Source organism: Alishewanella sp. SMS8 (genome assembly GCF_030737935.1).
Lineage (GTDB): Bacteria > Pseudomonadota > Gammaproteobacteria > Enterobacterales > Alteromonadaceae > Alishewanella > Alishewanella maricola.
The window spans coordinates 87210-107931 of sequence record NZ_JAPJEA010000002.1; the positions used below are offsets into that span (position 1 = coordinate 87210).

At 46.3% G+C, this 20722-nt stretch carries 20 protein-coding genes and 2 tRNA genes; 9 read left to right on the forward strand and 13 right to left on the reverse strand.

Annotated elements, in window-relative coordinates:
• The first annotated feature begins 3 nt into the window (after positions 1-3).
• From rlmH to ORJ01_RS08010, 9 genes are all read left to right on the forward strand, one after another.
• Positions 4-474, forward strand: a complete 471-nt coding sequence (gene rlmH / locus ORJ01_RS07970) for a 23S rRNA (pseudouridine(1915)-N(3))-methyltransferase RlmH (RefSeq protein WP_226751230.1) — start codon at positions 4-6, stop codon at positions 472-474.
• A 2-nt stretch (positions 475-476) separates the two neighbouring features.
• On the forward strand, positions 477-2348 hold the full coding sequence (gene mrdA / locus ORJ01_RS07975; protein ID WP_306177594.1) for a penicillin-binding protein 2: 1872 nt from the start codon (positions 477-479) through the stop codon (positions 2346-2348).
• Positions 2341-3462, forward strand: a complete 1122-nt coding sequence (gene rodA, locus ORJ01_RS07980; RefSeq protein WP_306177595.1) for a rod shape-determining protein RodA — start codon at positions 2341-2343, stop codon at positions 3460-3462. Before mrdA ends, rodA begins: the two co-directional genes overlap by 8 nt.
• Positions 3463-3568: 106 nt before the next feature.
• The gene (locus tag ORJ01_RS07985; RefSeq protein WP_306177596.1) at positions 3569-4324 is read left to right on the forward strand and encodes a septal ring lytic transglycosylase RlpA family protein; all 756 of its coding nucleotides are present in this window, start codon (positions 3569-3571) and stop codon (positions 4322-4324) included.
• A gap of 39 nt (positions 4325-4363) precedes the next feature.
• On the forward strand, positions 4364-5527 hold the full coding sequence (locus ORJ01_RS07990; protein WP_306177597.1) for a serine hydrolase: 1164 nt from the start codon (positions 4364-4366) through the stop codon (positions 5525-5527).
• Positions 5528-5611: 84 nt separating this feature from the next.
• Positions 5612-5893: a DUF493 family protein YbeD gene (gene ybeD / locus ORJ01_RS07995; protein WP_226751225.1), complete on the forward strand. Its 282-nt coding sequence runs from the start codon at positions 5612-5614 to the stop codon at positions 5891-5893.
• A gap of 77 nt (positions 5894-5970) precedes the next feature.
• On the forward strand, positions 5971-6624 hold the full coding sequence (gene lipB, locus ORJ01_RS08000) for a lipoyl(octanoyl) transferase LipB (RefSeq protein ID WP_306177600.1): 654 nt from the start codon (positions 5971-5973) through the stop codon (positions 6622-6624).
• A gap of 1 nt (position 6625) precedes the next feature.
• Positions 6626-7603, forward strand: coding sequence for a lipoyl synthase (lipA, locus tag ORJ01_RS08005; protein ID WP_306177601.1), 978 nt, complete (start codon positions 6626-6628; stop codon positions 7601-7603).
• A gap of 206 nt (positions 7604-7809) precedes the next feature.
• Complete coding sequence (locus ORJ01_RS08010; protein ID WP_306177602.1) at positions 7810-8172, forward strand: PilZ domain-containing protein; 363 nt, start codon at positions 7810-7812, stop codon at positions 8170-8172.
• Here the strand turns inward: ORJ01_RS08010 and ORJ01_RS08015 are convergent.
• The 13 genes from ORJ01_RS08015 to tpiA all read right to left on the reverse strand — a co-directional run bounded on the left by ORJ01_RS08015 (position 8169) and on the right by tpiA (position 20678).
• Complete coding sequence (locus ORJ01_RS08015; RefSeq protein WP_306177603.1) at positions 8169-9374, reverse strand: hypothetical protein; 1206 nt, start codon at positions 9372-9374, stop codon at positions 8169-8171. The genes ORJ01_RS08010 and ORJ01_RS08015 overlap by 4 nt on opposite strands.
• A complete protein-coding gene (gene nlpI / locus ORJ01_RS08020; protein ID WP_306177604.1) occupies positions 9352-10248 on the reverse strand; it encodes a lipoprotein NlpI in 897 nt (298 codons plus the stop codon). The genes ORJ01_RS08015 and nlpI overlap by 23 nt, the downstream gene beginning before the upstream one ends.
• Position 10249: 1 nt before the next feature.
• Entirely contained in the window at positions 10250-12370 is a 2121-nt protein-coding gene (pnp, locus tag ORJ01_RS08025; protein ID WP_226751219.1) for a polyribonucleotide nucleotidyltransferase, read from the reverse strand.
• Between the two features lie 173 nt (positions 12371-12543).
• Positions 12544-12813 carry a 30S ribosomal protein S15 gene (rpsO, locus tag ORJ01_RS08030; protein WP_226751218.1) on the reverse strand — a complete coding sequence of 90 codons (270 nt, stop codon included), beginning with the start codon at positions 12811-12813 and terminating at the stop codon, positions 12544-12546.
• Between the two features lie 112 nt (positions 12814-12925).
• Entirely contained in the window at positions 12926-13846 is a 921-nt protein-coding gene (gene truB, locus ORJ01_RS08035; RefSeq protein ID WP_306177605.1) for a tRNA pseudouridine(55) synthase TruB, read from the reverse strand.
• Positions 13846-14280, reverse strand: a complete 435-nt coding sequence (rbfA, locus tag ORJ01_RS08040; protein ID WP_306177606.1) for a 30S ribosome-binding factor RbfA — start codon at positions 14278-14280, stop codon at positions 13846-13848. Before rbfA ends, truB begins: the two co-directional genes overlap by 1 nt.
• Before the next feature lie 106 nt (positions 14281-14386).
• Entirely contained in the window at positions 14387-17071 is a 2685-nt protein-coding gene (infB, locus tag ORJ01_RS08045; protein ID WP_226751215.1) for a translation initiation factor IF-2, read from the reverse strand.
• Between the two features lie 25 nt (positions 17072-17096).
• Positions 17097-18593, reverse strand: a complete 1497-nt coding sequence (nusA, locus tag ORJ01_RS08050) for a transcription termination factor NusA (protein WP_226751214.1) — start codon at positions 18591-18593, stop codon at positions 17097-17099.
• 33 nt (positions 18594-18626) lie between these two features.
• The gene (gene rimP / locus ORJ01_RS08055; protein ID WP_306177607.1) at positions 18627-19082 is read right to left on the reverse strand and encodes a ribosome maturation factor RimP; all 456 of its coding nucleotides are present in this window, start codon (positions 19080-19082) and stop codon (positions 18627-18629) included.
• 285 nt (positions 19083-19367) lie between these two features.
• A tRNA-Met gene (locus ORJ01_RS08060) sits at positions 19368-19444 on the reverse strand.
• Positions 19445-19508: 64 nt separating this feature from the next.
• Positions 19509-19593, reverse strand: a tRNA-Leu gene (locus ORJ01_RS08065).
• A 9-nt stretch (positions 19594-19602) separates the two neighbouring features.
• Positions 19603-19938, reverse strand: a complete 336-nt coding sequence (gene secG, locus ORJ01_RS08070; protein WP_229586337.1) for a preprotein translocase subunit SecG — start codon at positions 19936-19938, stop codon at positions 19603-19605.
• A gap of 2 nt (positions 19939-19940) precedes the next feature.
• The gene (gene tpiA / locus ORJ01_RS08075) at positions 19941-20678 is read right to left on the reverse strand and encodes a triose-phosphate isomerase (protein ID WP_306177608.1); all 738 of its coding nucleotides are present in this window, start codon (positions 20676-20678) and stop codon (positions 19941-19943) included.
• Positions 20679-20722: the final 44 nt, after the last annotated feature.

Sequence of the window (20722 nt, forward strand, 5' to 3'; positions counted from 1 at the left end):
AGTATGAAGTTAATCCTGATCGCCGTTGGCACCAAAATGCCGAGTTGGGTGCAAAGCGGCTTTGAGGAGTATGCGCGGCGCTTTCCGCGTGATATGCCTTTTGAATTAATTGAGATCAGCGCCGGCAAGCGTGGTAAAAACGCGGATATTAAACGTATTTTAGAACTCGAAGGTGAAAAAATGCTGGCTGCCGTGCCTAAAGGTAGTCGGATTGTGACCTTAGAGGTTACCGGTGCCAACTGGAGTAGCCCGCAGTTGTCGGGCAAACTACAAGAATGGCAACATGATGGCCGTGATGTTTGTTTTCTGATCGGCGGACCTGAAGGTCTGTCTCCTGCCTGTATCGATGCCAGTGAAGCCAAGTGGTCATTGTCGGCGCTAACCATGCCCCATCCCATGGTGCGTGTGGTTATGGCTGAAGCCTTGTACCGCGCTTGGAGTATCAGTACCAACCACCCTTATCATCGCGAGTAAGCATGTTAAAAAAACGCGTGGCCATGCAGGATGTCGAAGCTGAACATCGCTTGTTTAATCATCGAGCCGTGTTTGCTATGGTGTTTGTGGTGCTGATGTTCGCGGTGATCGTGGTCAATATGTATCACTTGCAAGTCACCTCTTATCAAGCTTACCAAACACGCTCAGAAGGCAACCGCATTAAAGTATTGCCGCTGGCACCCAATCGCGGATTAATCACCGACCGAAATGGCATCTTATTGGCAGAAAACCGCCCAGTATTCTCGTTAGAGCTAGTGCCCGAGCAAATCAGTGATATGCCGACCACACTGCAAGAACTCAGTGCCTTAATTGAAATCAGTGAAGAGCAACAAACGAATTTTTTAAAAGAGGTTCGCCAACAACGTCGATTTAATAGCATTACCTTAAAAGAGCAATTAAATGACGAAGAAGTAGCGCGCATCTCGGTTAACCTGCACCGCTTACCCGGGGTGACCGTTGAAGCCCGCTTAAGCCGCTATTATCCTTTCGGCGATTTATTTACCCACGCACTCGGTTATATCGGCCGCATTAATACCAATGATTTAAAACAGTTAGAAGAAAACGAACAACTGGCCAATTATGCTGCTTCTCGTGATATTGGTAAGATCGGCTTAGAGCGCTATTACGAAACAGAATTGCACGGCATTATGGGTTATCAAGAAGTTGAAGTGAATAACCGTGGTCGACTGATCCGCGTGCTGCGCTCTGTCCCCGCAAGCTCAGGTAAAAACATTAAGCTGAATATCGATGTTGGCTTGCAATTAACCGCACAACAAATTTTACTCGAAAAACGTGGCGCCATTGTGGCGATGGACCCGCGAGATGGCGCTATTTTAGCCTTTTACAGTAACCCAAGTTACGATCCGAATTTATTTGTGCATGGCATTAGCAGTAAAAACTATAATGCTTTGCTCAACTCAGCCGATCGGCCGCTGATTAACCGTGTTACCCAAGGTGTCTATCCGCCAGCATCGACCATCAAACCACATTTAGCACTACTCGGGCTTGAAACCAATACGATTTCAGCAAACACGCGCATTTGGGATCCGGGTTTCTTTCAATTACCCGGCGTGGAACATCGCTATCGCGACTGGAAACGTTGGGGCCACGGCTGGGTTGATGTCTATACCGCGATAGTCGAAAGCTGTGATACCTTTTTCTATGACATGGGCGTTAAGTTAGGTATTGATCGGGTATCTGACTATATGCAAAAGATGGGCTTTGGCGAAAAAAGTGGTATTGATATTCATGAAGAATCAAACACGATAATGCCCTCTCGCGGTTGGAAACGCGCCCGGCATAACCAACCTTGGTACCATGGTGATACCGTGGCCATCAGTATCGGCCAAGGCTATTGGACCATCACACCGCTACAGCTATTAGTGTCGACTGCCGTACTGCTCAATAATGGCCTGCAGCCCACACCACATATTGTGCGGGAACTTAGTAATGATTTGGGCACAGAATCGATCGACACTACACCACAAGAGGTGATGCAGGTTGTGAACCCTCGTAATTGGCAAGTGGTACGCGATGCCATGCAGCAAACTGTGACAACACAAAAAGGTACGGCTTTTAATGCTTTTAAAGGTGCCACCTATACCTCAGGGGGCAAAACCGGTACCGCCCAGGTCGTTAGCATCGCGCAAGATGCGAAATACGATGCGAATAAGTTAGACGAAAGGCTGCGCGATAATGCCATGTATATTGGTTATGCCCCTGCGGACGCTCCAACTATCGTCATTGCGGTAACAGTAGAAAATACCGGTGGTGGTGGCAGTACCGCAGCGCCCATCGCTAGGCAAATGCTCGACTATTATTTTAGCGCTGAGGTAAATAATAACGATGAATAACAGTTTAGTGAATCCATCTAATCGCATCAGTAAATTGGCTTTTTTTCATATTGATACGCCGTTATTGTTAGGCTTGCTGACCTTAATGAGCTACGGCTTGATTGTACTTTACAGCGCCTCAGGGCAAAACGAAGGCATGCTAGAAGGTCAGTTAATTCGGCTTGGCTTAGCCTTAACCGTGATGATCGCATTTGCACAAATTAACCCTCAAACTATTCGGCGCTGGTCATTTCCATTATTTATCTTCGGCACCATTCTATTGGTTTGTGTATTGTTGTTTGGCCACGTGGGTAAAGGTGCGCAACGTTGGCTAGATTTAGGTTTTATGAAATTTCAGCCTTCAGAAGTTATGAAGCTGGCAGTGCCAATGGCTATTGCTTGGTTTATTTCGTCGCATAACTTACCCCCACGATTGCATCATTTGCTGGTGGGTTTCCTGATGTGTTTGATCCCTACGCTACTGATCGCGAAACAACCGGATCTCGGCACCTCGATCCTGATTGCTACCGCGGGCATTTTTGTGTTGTTTATGGCCGGTATGAGCTGGCGATTAATCGGTTTTATTGCGGCCCTGATCTCGGCTTTTGCCCCAGTGATGTGGCTATTTTTAATGCATGATTATCAACGTAAGCGCGTACTGACTTTTATCAACCCCGAAAGCGATCCACTCGGTTCGGGCTATCATATTATCCAGTCAAAAATCGCGATTGGCTCCGGCGGTGTGGATGGTAAAGGCTGGATGCAAGGAACCCAGTCGCAACTGGAATTTTTACCCGAGCGCCATACCGACTTTATCTTCTCAGTACTCAGTGAAGAGTTTGGTTTAATTGGCGTTTTAGTGTTGTTAGCCATCTATCTTTTTATTATTGGCCGGGGCTTGCTAATCGCAGCCCGCGCACAGGATAATTACAGTAAGTTAGTCGCAGGCAGCTTTACTCTCACCTTCTTTGTTTATGTCTTTGTAAATATCGGGATGGTGTCAGGTTTGTTGCCCGTAGTCGGTGTGCCTTTACCACTGGTGAGTTACGGTGGAACATCCATGGTAACCATGATGGCCGCATTCGGTATTATCATGTCCGTTAGTACGCATAAACGTAGTATAGCCAAGACCTAATATGAACACTATTCGCCTAGTTAGTTTAATAATATTAAGCAGCTTGCTGCTCAATGCTTGTAGCAGCAAGTCGCCGCCATCCAATCAATCCGGCATCGAAAAACAAATGTCGCCGAATGCCGGCCGTTATCAGCAAGATAGCGACAGCAAACCCGATAGGTTACCGACGCTATTAGAAATGACCGATCCCACCCCCAATGCGGAACCATTAAGTCGCGGGGGGAATAAACCGTACAACATTTTTGGCATCGATTACTTACCGATGGCACAAGCCACCGAGCATGAAGAGATCGGTATTGCCTCTTGGTATGGCAACAAGTTTCATGGTCATTACACGTCAAATGGTGAAACTTATAATATGTTTGCCATGACCGCCGCACATAAAACGCTGCCCTTACCCTCTTATGTTCGAGTCACTAATTTAGACACGAAACAAAGTGCAATTGTTCGAGTGAATGATCGTGGCCCATTTCATCAAGACCGTGTGATTGATTTGTCTTATTCCGCTGCTTATAAAATAGGCATGTTGCAGCGCGGTACAGCTAGGGTTAAGCTTGAGTTGTTAAAATCGCCGGCGATGCTGGCGCAACAATCAAGCAGTGCGATCAGTACAGGTGTTGTGCTTAACCGCCAATGTTATATTCAACTGTTTGCCAGCAGTGATAACAACAAAGCGATACAATTACAGCAACAGGTAGCTAAACAATGGTCTGTGCCTACCGAAGTAAGAGCCGGTAATGGCTTATATCGACTGTTAGTTGGCCCAACCGCTGATCTGCAATTAGCGCAAAACTGGCTTAACCGTTTCCGGTCAGCAAGTTACCCGGAAGCCTTTTTTATCGATGGCCGCCAATGCGGCTAAGATGTGTAACCCGGAAACCCAACTCAAAGAACAGGTGCCATGACTAGTTACCCACAATTTATTACTGCCGCTACGCTGGCTATTAGCAGCCTTTGTTTTACTGCCTCATTAACAGCACAAACGGTGACGCCACAAGCGCCAACGGTTGCTGCCAAAGGCCATATTCTTATTGACTATAATACGGGTACTGTTCTTTCGGAAGAAAACGCCGATATGTCTTTAGCCCCTGCCAGCTTGACCAAAATGATGACGATATACGTTATCGGCATGGAATTAAAACAAGGCAATATTAGCCTTGATGATATGGTCACCATCAGCGAGCGCGCCTGGTCGAAAAACTTTCCGGGTTCATCATTAATGTTTATTGAAGTGGGCACTCAGGTCTCCGTTGCTGATTTAAGCCGCGGTATCATGATCCAATCTGGTAATGATGCTTGTGTGGCGATGGCTGAGCATATTGCCGGTACCGAAAGCGCTTTTGTTGATTTAATGAATGCCCATGCTGAACGTTTGGGTATGAACAACAGCCGTTTTAGTAACAGCCACGGCCTGCATTTAGAAAACCAATACACCACGCCTCGTGATATGTCTTTGTTATCACAAGCGTTAATTCGTGATGTACCTGATTTGTACGCGCTGTATTCTGAAAAAGAATTTAGTTACAACAATATCCGTCAATCAAACCGTAACTCCTTGTTGTGGGATCGCAGTTTAGAAGTCGACGGTATTAAAACCGGTTATACCAAAGAAGCCGGTTATAGCCTGATCACCTCAGCGGTGCGTGAAGATATGCGCTTAGTCTCTGTGGTGATGGGTACGGCCAACGAGCGCGCTCGTGCCGCAGAAAACAAAAAACTGTTAACTTATGGCTTTCGCTTTTTTGAAACCTTTGCCCCTTATCAAGCTGGTGAAAAAATCAGTGAACAACGTATATGGCAAGGCAGCAAAGAAAGCATTGCGCTGGGATTGGCTAAAACCAACAGCATCACGTTGCCACGCGGGCAGCTTAAAAGTTTAAAAGCCGAAGTGCGCTTGGATCAGCAGCTGGTTGCCCCCATATCTGCGGGACAAGTAGTCGGTCAGTTATATGTGCAGGTAGCAGAGCAAGATGTGGCTATCTACCCGCTGGTTGCACTGGAAACCGTTGAACAAGGTGGTTTTTTCAGTCGGTTAGTTGACTACGTTAAAATGAAATTCAACTAAGTCTAGGTGCGGCAAGAAAAGAGTCCCGGCAGCTGTCGGGATTTTTTGTTAAAATACCTAAGACAATGCAAAAGAGACAACAACATGGTTACTGAAGTAAAAAACACCAAATTTGATGAGTATCTGGAATTCCCCTGCCAATTTAATTTTAAAGTGCTAGGGATTGCAGAAAGCCGTTTGGTTGACGATGTGATGATGGTGATCCAGCAACATACTGAGGCCACCGATTACAGCCCATTGGTTAAACCTAGCGCCAAAGGTAATTATCATTCCGTCTCGGTGAAAGTCACGGTAACCAGTAAAGAACATATTGAATTGCTGTACACCGAACTTGGCAAAATTGAACTGGTACGTTACGTCCTGTAAAGCAGCTAAACATACCATAAAGTTCGTATTAGCCAGATAATTCATTATAATGCAGCCAGTTTTTTACGGAGTTAGCCGTGTCTGTTAATGAACAACTTGTGATCCGTGATTTAGGACTACAAGATTACACTCACATCTGGCAACAGATGCAGCAATTTACCGATAATCGGCATAGCGATACACCCGATGAAATTTGGCTATTGCAACATCAGCCGGTATTCACACAAGGCCAAGCAGGGAAAGAAGAACATCTGTTATTTCCTGGCGATATTCCGGTGGTTAAAGTCGATCGCGGCGGTCAAGTGACTTATCATGGCCCTGGTCAGTTAGTGGTTTATGTCTTATTAGATATTAAGCGGCGTCAGCTTGGTGTTAGAAACCTAGTGACCATGCTAGAGCAAATATTGGTCGAACTGCTACAGCACTACCAGATTAATGCCGCGGCTAAAGCGGATGCGCCTGGCGTCTATGTCGATGGCGCTAAAATTGCTTCATTAGGTTTACGCGTGCGCAAGGGTTGCACCTTTCACGGCTTAGCACTAAATGTTGATATGGACTTAACCCCCTTTCAACGTATTAATCCTTGTGGGTATGCCGGCATGCAAATGATCCGTAGCGCTGATCTGGGTGGACCACAAAGCATCGCCGAAGCGAGTAAACTGATCGCAGAATTATTTCAACAGCACTTGGCCATTACGGCACCAGTGTTCAAAACGGGGTTAGAAAATTAATATGACCAAAACAGCACGTATGGAACCCGGCGTTAAATTGCGCGATGCCGAAAAAATGGCGCTGATCCCGGTTAAAGTGTTACCCACCGAGCGTGCAGAAATGCTGCGCAAGCCTGACTGGCTAAAAATCAAATTACCGAAAAGCTCTGAACGTATCGACGAAATTAAAGGGGCATTACGCAAACACGGTTTGCATTCGGTCTGTGAGGAGGCATCATGCCCTAACCTCTCTGAGTGTTTTAATCATGGTACGGCAACCTTTATGATCTTGGGTGCTATCTGTACCCGTCGTTGCCCATTTTGTGATGTTGCGCACGGTCGACCATTACCACCGAGCGCCGAAGAGCCAGAAAAACTCGGCCTAACCATTCGCGATATGAAATTAAAATATGTGGTGATTACCTCGGTCGATCGTGATGATTTACGCGATGGGGGTGCACAGCATTTTGCGGATTGTATCGATGCCATCCGCAAGTACAATCCCGAGATCAAGATTGAAGTATTGGTACCTGATTTCCGTGGTCGGATGGATGTGGCATTAGACATCTTAAGCAAAAGCCCACCGGATGTGTTTAATCACAACCTAGAAACGGCGCCACGCCTTTATAAACTGGCTCGCCCGGGTGCCGATTACAAATGGTCACTGCAGCTGTTAAAGCGCTTTAAAGCAGCGCACCCCAACGTAGCGACTAAATCTGGCTTAATGGTGGGTTTAGGTGAAACCACAGATGAATTGCTTGAAGTACTGCGCGATCTGCGTGAACACGACGTCGATATGCTAACCGTAGGTCAGTACTTACAACCGAGCAAACACCATTTACCGGTAAAACGTTATATGCCACCGGCCGAGTTTGATGAAATCAAAACCTTTGCCGACAGTATTGGTTTTAAACATGCCGCCTGTGGTCCTTTTGTACGCTCAAGCTATCATGCTGATCGCCAAGCCGCGGGTGAAGATATTCTTAGTCATAAAATCTAAATAAGATTTTTGCTTGGTAAAAACGCCGCGTTTATCGTGGCGTTTTGCTATAAAGCTTATACACCATCAGAAGCCTGTTGCGACAACCGCTCTGTTGCTTATTAACTGCTATATTAAAATCAACAGAGCCTGATTAAATTATACAAAGCGATTTCCGTTATAGCTGCTAATGGTTTAAGCTTAAAGTAACTAATTAAAAGGTGGGTATGATGGAGCAACGGCATAACAAGCGTGTGAGATTTTTTAGCGAAGCCTTTTTAGTAGCTGCAGGTAAACGCTATCCTACCGAGATTTTTGACCTATCGTTAAAAGGTGCTTTGGTCAAAAAACCTAGCGAGCCCTTGCCAAACACGACTGAGCCCATGTTACTGCAATTGCAATTAAGTGGCTCGACCGAAGTACTGACCATGCAAGTCACCATTGCACACGAGCATGCCGATTACTTAGGGCTACATTGCACAAAGATTGATATTGATAGCATCAGCCATCTGCGACGTTTATTAGAATTGAATCTTGGTGATCCTGAGTTATTAAGCCGTGAATTAGCTGAGCTGAGTAATCTCGACTAACCCTCCACCTCTAAGGCCGCAATCGCTGCCGGATAACCAAAGGCCGCCGCTGCTTGCATATAGCTTTGCCAGTGCTGCCACGCCTGTTGTTGCCGCGCCAAAAATGCAAAATAATATTGTACGGGCATTAATTGCTCCGACTGTGCTAATTGCTGCTGTAACAGCTGCCAATAGAACGGCGGTAATGGCGCCTCAAGATGGCGCATTGGGTTAAGCGCCGCGATCGGTCGATAAGCCTGCATATTCACCGCGCGACATGTGTCTACGGGCGTAAGCGCTAAATCAGTACGGTTATCAATGGCATATTGCTGTTGATAACGGGCAACCAGCTCAGGGCTATTTCCGATCAATAAATTCGGTGCTACACGACCCGCCCGACACACCGCACGCGCACTGATTGCTGACAGCGCATACTCATCTAAAAAACCAGCAATATGAAGAAACTCATGGCGCAGTAAGGCTAAATTAGCTTGTGCCGGTAATTGCACAATACCATTATTGTAACTGGCCACGCCGCGCCCCGCGATCACAAGTAACTGCTGAAAATCACCCGCTAACACGGCATCGCTCAACGCTTGATAATCACAATGTATTCTAGCAACCGTTACCTCTGAACAATTTAAGGCGGTGCTGGTAATACGCAACAATGGCTTAAAACACACCGGCAAAGTCGCCAATTGCGGATCTGCCTGCCAAGCTTGCTGTAGGCTGTGCCAGCTGCGTTCTCCCTCGGCTTGCGTCACAACCGGTTGCAGCGTTAAACGACAACCTGCCGGGCTTTGCCAAGCAACAGACATATTATCCAAGCTTTCTGGCCATAAGCCTAACTCCATCAAGATACTGCTCGGTAAGTCTGCGGTTAACTGTGGTTGCTCTACTAACTGCTGTTGCAACCAATGCGCCGTGGCTAAAGGCCCTTCAAGCCGTTGCTGCAATTGAATAGCATGTAAAAATGCATCGCTCGCGCCCAGCTTAGCGGCATGGCGCCACCACTGCAACGAGGCTTCTAACTCGTTGCTTGCTAAGCGCTGCTGTGCCACGGTGCGGGCCGCTACGGCATCGGTTTGCGCTTTGGCCAGTAATTGTTGTTCGGTTGTCGGCGACGACGGCTGACAACCCAACAGGCATACAAAAACAAAAAAGCCAGCAAGCCGGCTTTTTTTCAGGAACTGACTTAACTTAGTTAAGATCAACTTGGGCATCACTGAGTGCTTCACCACGAAGGCGCGCCATTTCTAATCGTGCATAACGATGTTCAACAAACTCATAAACATTGGTTGCCAAGGCTTGATGGTAGTAGATCATCGCTTGGGCATTATTACCCTGGGCTTGATGCCATTTCGCTAAGTAAAAGTAGCTTTCGCATAGACGTTCCGCTAACTGTTTACGATCGCTGACATCTTGCAACATGCTTTGCAATAACGCTTCTTCACTGAGTTGGCCCGCATAAAAGCGTACCAAATTGGTACTCCAATCGGTGGGTTCTAAGCGAGCAAGTTGCGCTGTTAAACTGGCTAGTGCAGCAGTTGCATCGGTTTCGGCAAAGCCAATATAGCGCCATAAGATCCGGTAAGGGTCGTCAGGCTTCGCTTGCAAAAACTGTTGAAAATCAGCTTGCGCAAGGTCATTACGGCCTGCGTAATAAAAGGCGATAGCGCGATTAAGATAAGCAAAATCATAATCCGGCGCTAACTCAAGCGTAGAATCAAAAGCTTCATACGCCTGATCAAAATTACCGCTAAGCGTGTAATGAATACCCATAAAATTATAGGCATCGGCCATGTCAGGCTTAAAACGCAAAGCGCGCATAAAGTCTAAACGCGCCAGAGAACGCAAACCAACGCTGTCGTACATCACGCCACGGTCATAAAACAACTGGGCACTTTGCTCATCTGTCAGCTCAGCCCGTTGTAGAATTTCCGTTAAACGGGCAATAGCCAGTTCATTACGATAAGGCACTGGCAAAGGCTCTGGCGTTAACCAAGCTTGTTGCATAGTGGCTGCAGGTTGCTGAGCGCAACCTGCTAAGCTCATTAGCCCCGTAAACAGGGCTAACGGTAAGAGCACTCTTTTCACGTTAAGCTTCTGTTGGTGCTTCAGCAGCAGGCTTAGCCGCTGCTTCTTTGATGCTTAAACGTACGCGACCTTGCTTGTCAACTTCTAACACTTTAACGTCAACTTTCTGGCCTACTTGTAAGTGGTCAGCCACATTTTGCACGCGCTCATCCGAGATTTGTGAAATGTGCACCAAGCCATCTTTACCAGGTAACACGTTAACGAAAGCACCGAAATCAACGATACGCACTACTTCACCTTGGTAAATGGTACCCACTTCGATCTCAGCAGTAATTGCATTGATTTTGTCGATAGCGATTTGCGCCGCTTTAGCCGTGGTTGCAGCAATTTTGATGCTACCGTCGTCTTCCAGCTCAATCGTTGTGCCTGACTCTTCAGTGATTTGACGAATAACTGCGCCACCTTTACCGATAACTTCACGGATTTTCTCCGGATTAATCTTCATGGTGTAAATACGTGGTGCGTATTCAGACATCTCTTCACGGTGACCACTAATGGCTTGATCCATTACGTTCAGGATATGTAAACGCGCGGCTTTCGCCTGTTTTAACGCCGTTTGCATGATCTCTTTGGTAATACCGTCGATCTTGATGTCCATTTGTAAAGCAGTAATACCTTCCGTAGTACCGGCCACTTTAAAGTCCATGTCACCTAAGTGATCTTCATCACCTAAGATGTCAGATAAGACTACGAAATCGTCGCCTTCTTTTACCAAGCCCATCGCGATACCGGCTACAGACGCTTTGATAGGTACACCGGCATCCATTAAGGCTAATGATGAACCACAAACTGAAGCCATGGAGCTTGAGCCGTTTGATTCAGTGATTTCAGACACGATGCGTACCGTGTACGGGAAATCTTCGAAGTCAGGCATTACGGCTAACACACCGCGTTTCGCTAAACGGCCATGACCGATTTCACGACGCTTCGGTGAACCAACCATACCGGTTTCACCCACACAGTAAGGCGGGAAGTTGTAGTGCAACATAAAGGTATCAGTTTTCGCACTTAACAAGTCGTCGATGTTTTGCGCATCGCGCGCCGTACCTAAGGTACAGGTGACTAACGCTTGCGTTTCACCGCGAGTAAATAAAGAAGAACCGTGCGTACGTGGTAAGACACCCGTCATTACGCTTAAACCACGGATCATCTCTGGATCACGGCCATCGATACGCGGCTCGCCTTTAGTGATACGGCTGCGCACTACTTTACTTTCCAAGTCGTGGAAGATATCACCAAATTCGTTTTTATTCAGCTCTTCGCCTTCCGCTAACTCTTCTGTTAACTTCGCTAGTAAGGCATTTTTAATTTCAGCTATACGCTCGTAACGTTTGGCTTTTTCTGTAATTTGGTAAGCTTCACCTAGATCAGCCGTTGCCAGTTCAGCAACTTTAGCGATCAACGGTAAGTTTTTCGCTGGAGCTTGCCAGTTCCAAGGTGTTTTTGCCGCTTCAGCCGCTAATTCATTGATGGCAGTAATGGCAGTTTGAAATTGCTCATGACCATACATGACTGCGCCTAACATCACGTCTTCTGACAGGATGCCCGCTTCAGATTCAACCATTAATACTGCGTTGTGCGTACCGGCAACAACCAAATCTAATTTCGAGCTTTTTAGCTCTTCTTCAGATGGGTTTAACACATATTGATTATTGATATAACCAACACGGGCAGCACCGATTGGGCCTGCAAATGGAATACCTGATAAAGCTAACGCAGCAGAAGTACCAATTAACGCTACGATATCCGGTTGAATTTCAGGCTGTACCGACACAACCGTGGCGATAACTTGCACTTCGTTAGTGAAGCCTTCTGGGAACAAGGGACGGATCGGACGGTCGATTAAACGACTGGTTAAAGTTTCGCCTTCACTTGGCCGACCTTCACGTTTGAAAAAGCCACCCGGGATACGGCCAGCTGCATACATTTTTTCCTGGTAGTTTACGGTTAAAGGAAAGAAATCCTGACCAGGTTTAGGTTCTTTCTTACCAACGACAGTTACTAAAACAGAAGTATCTCCCAGGCTGGCCAGTACTGCGGCATCTGCCTGACGGGCAATTACGCCGGTTTCTAAAGTGAAAGTATGTTGGCCAAACTGAAATGATTTTACGATGGGAGTCACGTGTGTATTTCCTTAATCTTAATCGCCGAATTGCGATGTTTTTCTCTGTGTTTTTTACCTACACAGTATACTCTGTAACCTGTTACAAAAGATAGTTCAACACTTGGACTAACTTATTTTAAAAGGCATAAAAAAAGAGGCTAAAAAGCCTCTTTTTATTACAGCGTTAATAATTAACGACGTAAGCCTAAACGGCCGATCAGAGTAGCATAACGCTCCTGGTCTTTGCCTTTTAAGTAATCTAAAAGTTTACGACGCTGGCTAACCATACGTAACAAACCACGACGAGAGTGGAAATCGTGTTTGTGCTCAGCAAAGTGACCTTGCAGGTGAGTGATTGACGCAGTTAACAGGGCAACCTGTACTTCTGGTGAACCAGTATCGCCGGCTTTAACAGCGTAATCAGCAACGATTTGTGCCTTAACGGCAGCGCTTAATGACATGGTATGTCTCCAAATGTGAGTGAACTAAGATACGCTCACCGCCGATCACTCATCCAGCGGCAGCAAAACTGTTGCGTATTTTACCCGCCCTTGATGAGCTTTACAAGGTAAGTTAAGCGCTCAGTAACGATAAATTGACTAAACGACGACTACGAAGCTCTCCGCTATCAATCGTGCCAATGCCAATAAACTGTGCCGCCTGATTATACAGTTTTATACTGTCAATATCGGCATGGCTTAGCTGACAGGTTTGGCCATGCATAAGTGCGTGCTCTTGCTGAGCATCCAAGGTCAACGCTGGCATAGCAACCAAACCCGCGTCCATCGGCAATAATAAGTTGTCCAGCGCGGCCCAATCAGCAGCGGTGTTGAGTGGTTCCAGTGCGCTTGGCGCGAGCATTTGCGCTGCCGTAAAAGGACCTACTTGGATCCGATGTAACGCAGCCACATGCGCACCACAGCCCAAAGCTTCACCTAAATCATCAATTAACGTGCGAATGTAAGTCCCTTTAGAGCAATGCACAATAAAATCGGCACTATCACCTGTACGCTGGACTAACTCGAAACGAAAAATACTGATAGGCCGCGCCGCGCGCGGAACTTCAATACCTTGGCGTGCATATTTGTATAAGGGTTGGCCTTGGTATTTAAGCGCTGAAAACATGGTCGGCACTTGTAAAATATCACCTCGCAACGCTTGCATAGCCTGTTCGAGATCGCTGTCAGTAAACTGTACCGGCTTTTCACTGATCACTTCCCCTTCAGCATCGCTAGTGCTAGTACGAACACCAAACAGGGCAGTCACTTGATAAGTTTTATCGGTATCCAGTAAAAACTGACTAAACTTAGTGGCTTCACCAAAACAAATGGGCAGTAAGCCAGACGCCATCGGATCTAAGGCGCCAGTATGACCGGCTTTAGCCGCTTGATATAACCAGCGTACTCGCTGCAAAATACCATTACTGCTCACTTCTAAAGGCTTGTCTAACAACAAGATACCATGCACTTGCCGAGCGTTTTTCCGCGCCCGCATTACTCTTCCTCGCCGCCTTTACGCTGCTCTTCCGCTGGCTCATCGTCGTTGTGACCGATTTCTTGGCGTTTACGTTGATCTTCTTGCCGTACCGATGCCACCAAGGTGGCCATCCGGATACCTTCGTTTAGCGACTGATCAAAAGCAAAACGAATGTGTGGCACGATGCGCGTCTCAATACGTTTACCAATTAAACTGCGCACATAACCGGCGGCATCATTCAAAATCTTTAAGTTGTCTTCGACTTTCTCGTTATCCATACCTAAAAAGGTGACAAATACCTTGGCATGCGATAAATCGCGAGACACTTCAACATCAGAAACGGTGATCATGCTGTGCAAGCGCGGATCTTTAATCTCACGTTGCAGGATCACCGCCATTTCTTTTTTCACTTGCTGTGAAAGCCGGTCTACCCGGGAAAATTCTTTGGCCATACCTTATTTCCTTGTTGCCCTGCTCAGCATTTTTGCTACTGAGTCATATTGGCATAAACACAACAGGGGCAACACGTGCCCCTGTATTAACGTGTCACGTCATCTATTATAGAGTACGTTCGACCTGAATAGTCTCGAACACTTCGATCTGGTCGCCTTCGCGCACGTCGTTGTAGTTCTTCACACCGATACCACATTCAAAGCCATTTCTAACTTCATTCACGTCGTCTTTAAAGCGACGTAGTGATTCTAGCTCACCTTCGAAAATGACCACGTTATCACGCAGTACGCGGATTGGAGCATTTCGCTTGATTAAGCCTTCGGTAACCATACAGCCTGCAACAGCGCCAAACTTCGGCGAACGGAATACGTCACGAACCTGTGCTAAACCAATGATTTGCTGTTTAAACTCTGGTGCTAACATACCCGTCATCGCCGCTTTGACTTCGTCTAACAGTTCATAAATGATGCTGTAATAACGTAAATCTAGGCCTTCTTCTTCAACCAGTTTGCGCGCAGTACCATCGGCACGTACGTTGAAACCAATAACGATTGCTGATGATGCAGCAGCCAAGGTCACGTCAGTTTCAGTAATACCACCGACGCCTGAGCCAACAATCCGAACCTTCACTTCGTCTGTAGACAACTTCATCAATGATTCAGTGATCGCTTGCACCGAACCTTGTACGTCACCTTTCAGAACGATATTCAGTTCAGAAACGTCACCTTCAGTCATGTTAGCAAACATGTTTTCCAGTTTAGATTTCTGCTGACGAGCCAGTTTTACATCGCGGAATTTGCCTTGACGATACAAGGCCACTTCACGGGCTTTACGCTCGTCTTTCACCACGGTGACTTCGTCACCGGCTTCCGGTACGCCAGATAAACCTAAGATCTCAACAGGAATTGACGGCCCAGCAGTTTTGATTTCTTTACCGTTTTCGTCACGCATTGCCCGCACACGGCCGTATTCAAAACCACACAGCACCACATCGCCTTGCTTTAAGGTGCCTTCCTGAACCAGGATAGACGCCACAGGACCACGGCCTTTGTCTAAGCGTGATTCAATAACCACACCACGACCTAAACCTTTATGTACGGCTTTTAGTTCAAGCAATTCGGCTTGGTTCAAGATCGCTTCTAACAGATCATCAATACCTTCACCTGTTTTCGCAGATACTGGAACGAACTGTGTATCGCCACCCCAATCTTCTGAAATAACATCGAACTGTGATAATTCATTACGTACCCGATCTGGATCCGCTGAAGGCTTATCAATCTTGTTCACCGCAACCACTAAAGGCACGTTACCGGCTTTAGCATGTTGGATAGCTTCGCGAGTTTGTGGCATTACGCCATCGTCCGCCGCAACAACTAAAATAACGATATCGGTTGCTTTCGCACCACGAGCCCGCATTGAAGTAAAGGCAGCGTGACCGGGTGTATCCAGGAAAGTCACCATGCCACGTTCAGTTTCTACGTGATAAGCACCGATATGCTGAGTAATACCACCGGCTTCGCCTGCGGCCACTTTCGCTTTACGGATGTAGTCAAGTAGTGAAGTTTTACCATGGTCAACGTGACCCATAACAGTCACAACCGGCGCTCGTGATTCTAATTCGCCCTGACCTTCACGATCAGACATGACCGCTTCTTCTAACTCGTTTTCTTTAGTCAGGGTAAATTTATGACCCATCTCTTCACAAACGATCGCGGCAGTTTCTTGGTCGATAACTTGGTTGATAGTCGCCATAGCGCCCATCTTCATCATCGTCTTGATCACTTCTGAAGCTTTAACGGCCATTTTAGAGGCCAGTTCAGCAACCGTAATGGTCTCACCAATTTTCACATCACGCTCAACAGGTTGTGCCGGTTTATTAAAGCCATGCTGCATACTGGTAGGCGTTTTCTTTTTCTTGGTGTGGCGATTAGCACGATTAAAGGCTTCTTTATCGTTACCATCGTCTTTCTTTTTACCTTTAGCTGGAGGGGCTTTTTTACCCACACCACGACGACCGGCACGCTCTTCTTTGGCGTCCACTTCGTCTTCAGCTTGCTTGGCAAATTCATTACTGGTTAAGTGATAATCGTCTTTTTCAGTCGATTTAGCCTTTTCTTCCTGCGCCCAACGCTCGCTGTTTTCTTCGGCTAATTTACGTGCGGCTTCAGCTTGCTTCTTGGCTTCTTCTTCTAGCTTACGCAGTGATTCAGCTTCTTGTTGCTGACGAATATGTTCAGCTTCTTTGCGCGCTTCTTCTTTCGCTGCACGACGAGCCGCTTCTTCCGGATCGTCTTTTAATAATTGTGCTTGCTTGGCTTCTTCACGTTTTTTTGCTTCAGCGGCTTTGCGTTCCGCTTCTTCTTTCGCTTTAGCCATTTCTATTTCACGGGCTTTTTGTTCCGCTTCTTGACGAGCACGGTTGGCTTCAGCAATGGCTTTTTCTTCAGCTAAACGCGCTTCTTCTTGCGCTTTCAATGTTTCAGCATCAACTACCGGTTTTTTGATAAAGGTTTTTTGCTTACGCACTTCAACCTGGATCTCACGGTTACGGCCTGCGCCGCCAGCTACACTCAAGGTGCTCTTTTCTTTACGTTTCAGCGTTAACTTAGCTGGCTCTGGCGCTTTTCCGCCATGGGCTTTGCTCAAGTGCTCTAGTAATTGTTTTTTCTCTTCTTCAGTTACCGATTGGCCTTTGGCCTTGGTAATACCTGCATCAGCAAATTGTTGGACTAACCGATCAACAGTTGTACCGACATCACTGGCCAGCTTTTCTATGGTGACTTCTGCCATTTGTGTTGTTACCTCCGTTGACTACTCAGTTACTTTCATTAAACCAGACAATATTACGAGCAGCCATTATTAACTCTGCAGCTTTATCTTCTGTCATTTCAACTAATTCTAATAAATCATCCACACCCAGTTCAGCCAAATCATCAAGGGTGGTCACCCCTTTGCTGGCGATAACATAAGCGGTATGCGTATCTAAACATTCTAAGGCCAACAATTGTTCTGTTGGCTTGGCATCTTCCAGTGATTCTTCACTGGCCAGTGCGCGTGTGGTCAGAATATCTTTGGCGCGGTTACGCAGTAACTCAACCGTTTCTTCATCTAAACCATCGATTGACAACAATTCGCTAATAGGCACGTAAGCTACTTCTTCTAGCGTAGAGAAACCTTCGTCAACCAGCACATCAGCAAAGTCTTCATCGATTTCAAGTGCGTCCATAAATACCTGACGAACTTTAGCCGTTTCTTCTTGATGCTTTGCTTTCATGGCAGCAACTGACATAACGTTCAGTTCCCAACCTGTTAATTGGCTTGCTAAACGCACGTTTTGACCATTACGACCAATCGCCATCGCCAGATTTGACTCTTCAACAGCGATATCCATAGAGTGGGCATCTTCATCAACAATGATAGAAGCAACTTCAGCCGGCGCCATAGCGTTAATTACAAATTGAGCATCGTTATCGTCATACAACACGATATCAACCCGCTCACCACCTAGCTCGTTTGATACGGCTTGAACACGTGAACCACGCATACCAACACAAGCACCTACAGGATCAATGCGACGGTCATTGCTTTTAACCGCAATCTTGGCACGTGAACCTGGATCGCGCGCTGCTCCGCGAAGTTCAATCATTTCTTCGCCAATTTCTGGCACTTCAATGCGGAACAACTCTAACAACATTTCTGGCTTGGCACGGCTTAAAAACAGCTGTGCACCACGAGCTTCTGGTTTTACATCAAATAATAATGTACGAATACGGTCACCTGGGCGATAGGTTTCACGCGGTAACATTTCTTCGCGTGGTAACATAGCTTCAGCGTTGTTACCTAAATCGACGATAATACTTTCACGATTCACTTTTTTAACCACGCCGGTGACTAACTCACCCACTTGGTCAATATACGCTTCAACAACTTGTGAACGTTCAGCTTCACGTACTTTTTGTACGATAACTTGTTTCGCCATTTGCGTGGTGATACGGTCAAATTCGACAGAGTCGATTTGCTCTTCAACAAAATCACCTAACTTAATGTTTGGCTCGTCATACTGTGCTGCTGATAAAGTCATTTCACGGTATGGGTGTTCCATGACGGCATCATCTGCGATCACTTCCCAACGGCGGAAAGTATCATAACTACCGGTTTTGCGATCGATGCTAACCCGAACTTCAATATCGCCTTCATTTTTCTTTTTAGTGGCGGCGGCTAATGCAAACTCCAGTGCTTGGAAAATCTTTTCCCGTGGCACTGATTTTTCATTTGAAACCGCATCAACAACTAATAATATCTCTTTTGCCATTATATGCCTCGCTTTGACGCTAACCCGGGACGCTTAAAAAACCGGTACCACGTTTGCTTTATCAATATTATCGAAAAGCAAACTATAGGGTTTGCCATCCACTTCTATTACTAACATGTCGCCATCGAAGCTTGTTAGTAACCCTTTGAATTTACGTCGACTATCTTGAGGTATCGTTAATTTAACCTCAAGTTTATGGCCAACATATTGGGAGAATTGTGCTTCGGTGAACAACGGCCGATCCAAGCCTGGTGAAGATACTTCAAGGGTATACTCTGTTGGGATTGGATCCTCAACATCCAGCAAAGCGCTGATTTCTCGACTGATCAGGGCACAGTCTTCGACTGTAATGCCATCTGCTTTATCGATAAACACTCTAAGTGTGGTATGACGACCGGCTCGCACCAGCTCGATACCCCACAATTGATAACCGGCTGTCTCCACAGTCGGCGTCAGCAGCTCTGTTAGTTGCTGTTCTTGTTTAGCCAAAAAAACCTCCGAAACACAAATAAAAAATGGGCAAAGCGCCCATTACTGCATAAACACTAACTCCAGATACGAAAAAGCCCCGAACAAGCGGGGCGAATTCACATCCAATCATTACGCATATCGCCAATGCGCAATGAATATTTAATGGGGCGGGAGTTGTATCAACATCTACGACCGCTGTTACGACACCTCTTTCAAAGACTTATTAAACTTGTAGCAGTGCGCCTAACCTGTTGAGTTAAGAATTGTTGCATCAACTGTTAGTAATAAGTTTAAACTGAAAGTTGGTTGCGGGAGCCGGATTTGAACCGACGACCTTCGGGTTATGAGCCCGACGAGCTACCAGGCTGCTCCATCCCGCGTCCGTAACTGGTGCACATTATATAGTGCCTGTACTGATAGCGCAAGCTACTGCTTACGTTAATTTGGTGCCGAGAGCGGGACTTGAACCCGCACGTCCGAAGACACTACCCCCTCAAGATAGCGTGTCTACCAATTTCACCACCTCGGCGTATAAAACTTAATTACCTACCGGGATGTCGTTAACGTCATCTTTCTTGGCAGGAGCCTGTTCGGTTGTTACCGGGACAGATTGGAAAAAATCTGAGCCATCATCTGGCTTGCTTTGCTTAGCGGTTAAGTTACCTAATACTAAGCTCAACATAAAAAATAAAATTGCCAAAAAGGTAGTGGTTTTCGTTAAGAAATTACCTGTACCGCTTGAACCAAATACTGTACCAGAAGCACCAGCACCAAATGCTGCGCCCATGCTAGCGCCTTTACCGTGTTGAATTAACACTAATAAAATAAGGGCTAACGAAACTAACAAATAACAAATTACAAATAAATCGTACATGCTTATTCCTTTGCACTAAGGCAAATTTGCGCAAATTCTTCGGGTTTTAAGCTAGCACCGCCAACTAAAGCACCGTCTATGTCTGGTTGAGTAAATAATGCAGCACAATTTTCTGCATTAACACTGCCACCATATAAAATTTTTACCTGTTGCGCCGCGTCGGCATCATACTTAGCTAACTCAGCACGGATAAAGGCATGTATCTGTTGTGCCTGCTCCGGTGTTGCTGACTCACCAGTACCTATCGCCCAAATCGGTTCATATGCTAGCACCGATTTCTGCAGCAATTCGGGGTGCGAAGCATACACTGCCGCTAACTGTTTCGCAATAACCTGCTCGGTTTTTTCTTGCTGCCGTTCTGCTAACGTTTCGCCAATACATAAAAGGGGTGTTAAGCCTGCAGCGACTGCAGTGGCTACTTTTGCAGCAATTAGCTCATCAGTTTCAAATTGATATTCACGACGTTCAGAGTGCCCTACTAGTGCATAACGAGCGCCAGCCGCTAACAACAATTCAGCACTTATTTGGCCGGTGTAGGCACCCGCTACATGCGCACTGATATCTTGACCGCCTAGCTGAAAAGCATGCGCTGTTGGAAAAGCGCTTAGCAACGTAGCGGGAGGGCAGATTAAAATATCCACTTGCGGTGCTATTGATTGCAATGTTGTGCTGATCATATTGACCAGCGCTGATGAGCCATTCATTTTCCAATTGGCGGCAACAAGCTTTTTACGTGACATTAGGCAGTATCCTTAGCTTACACCTGTTGATAGTAACTAAGCTT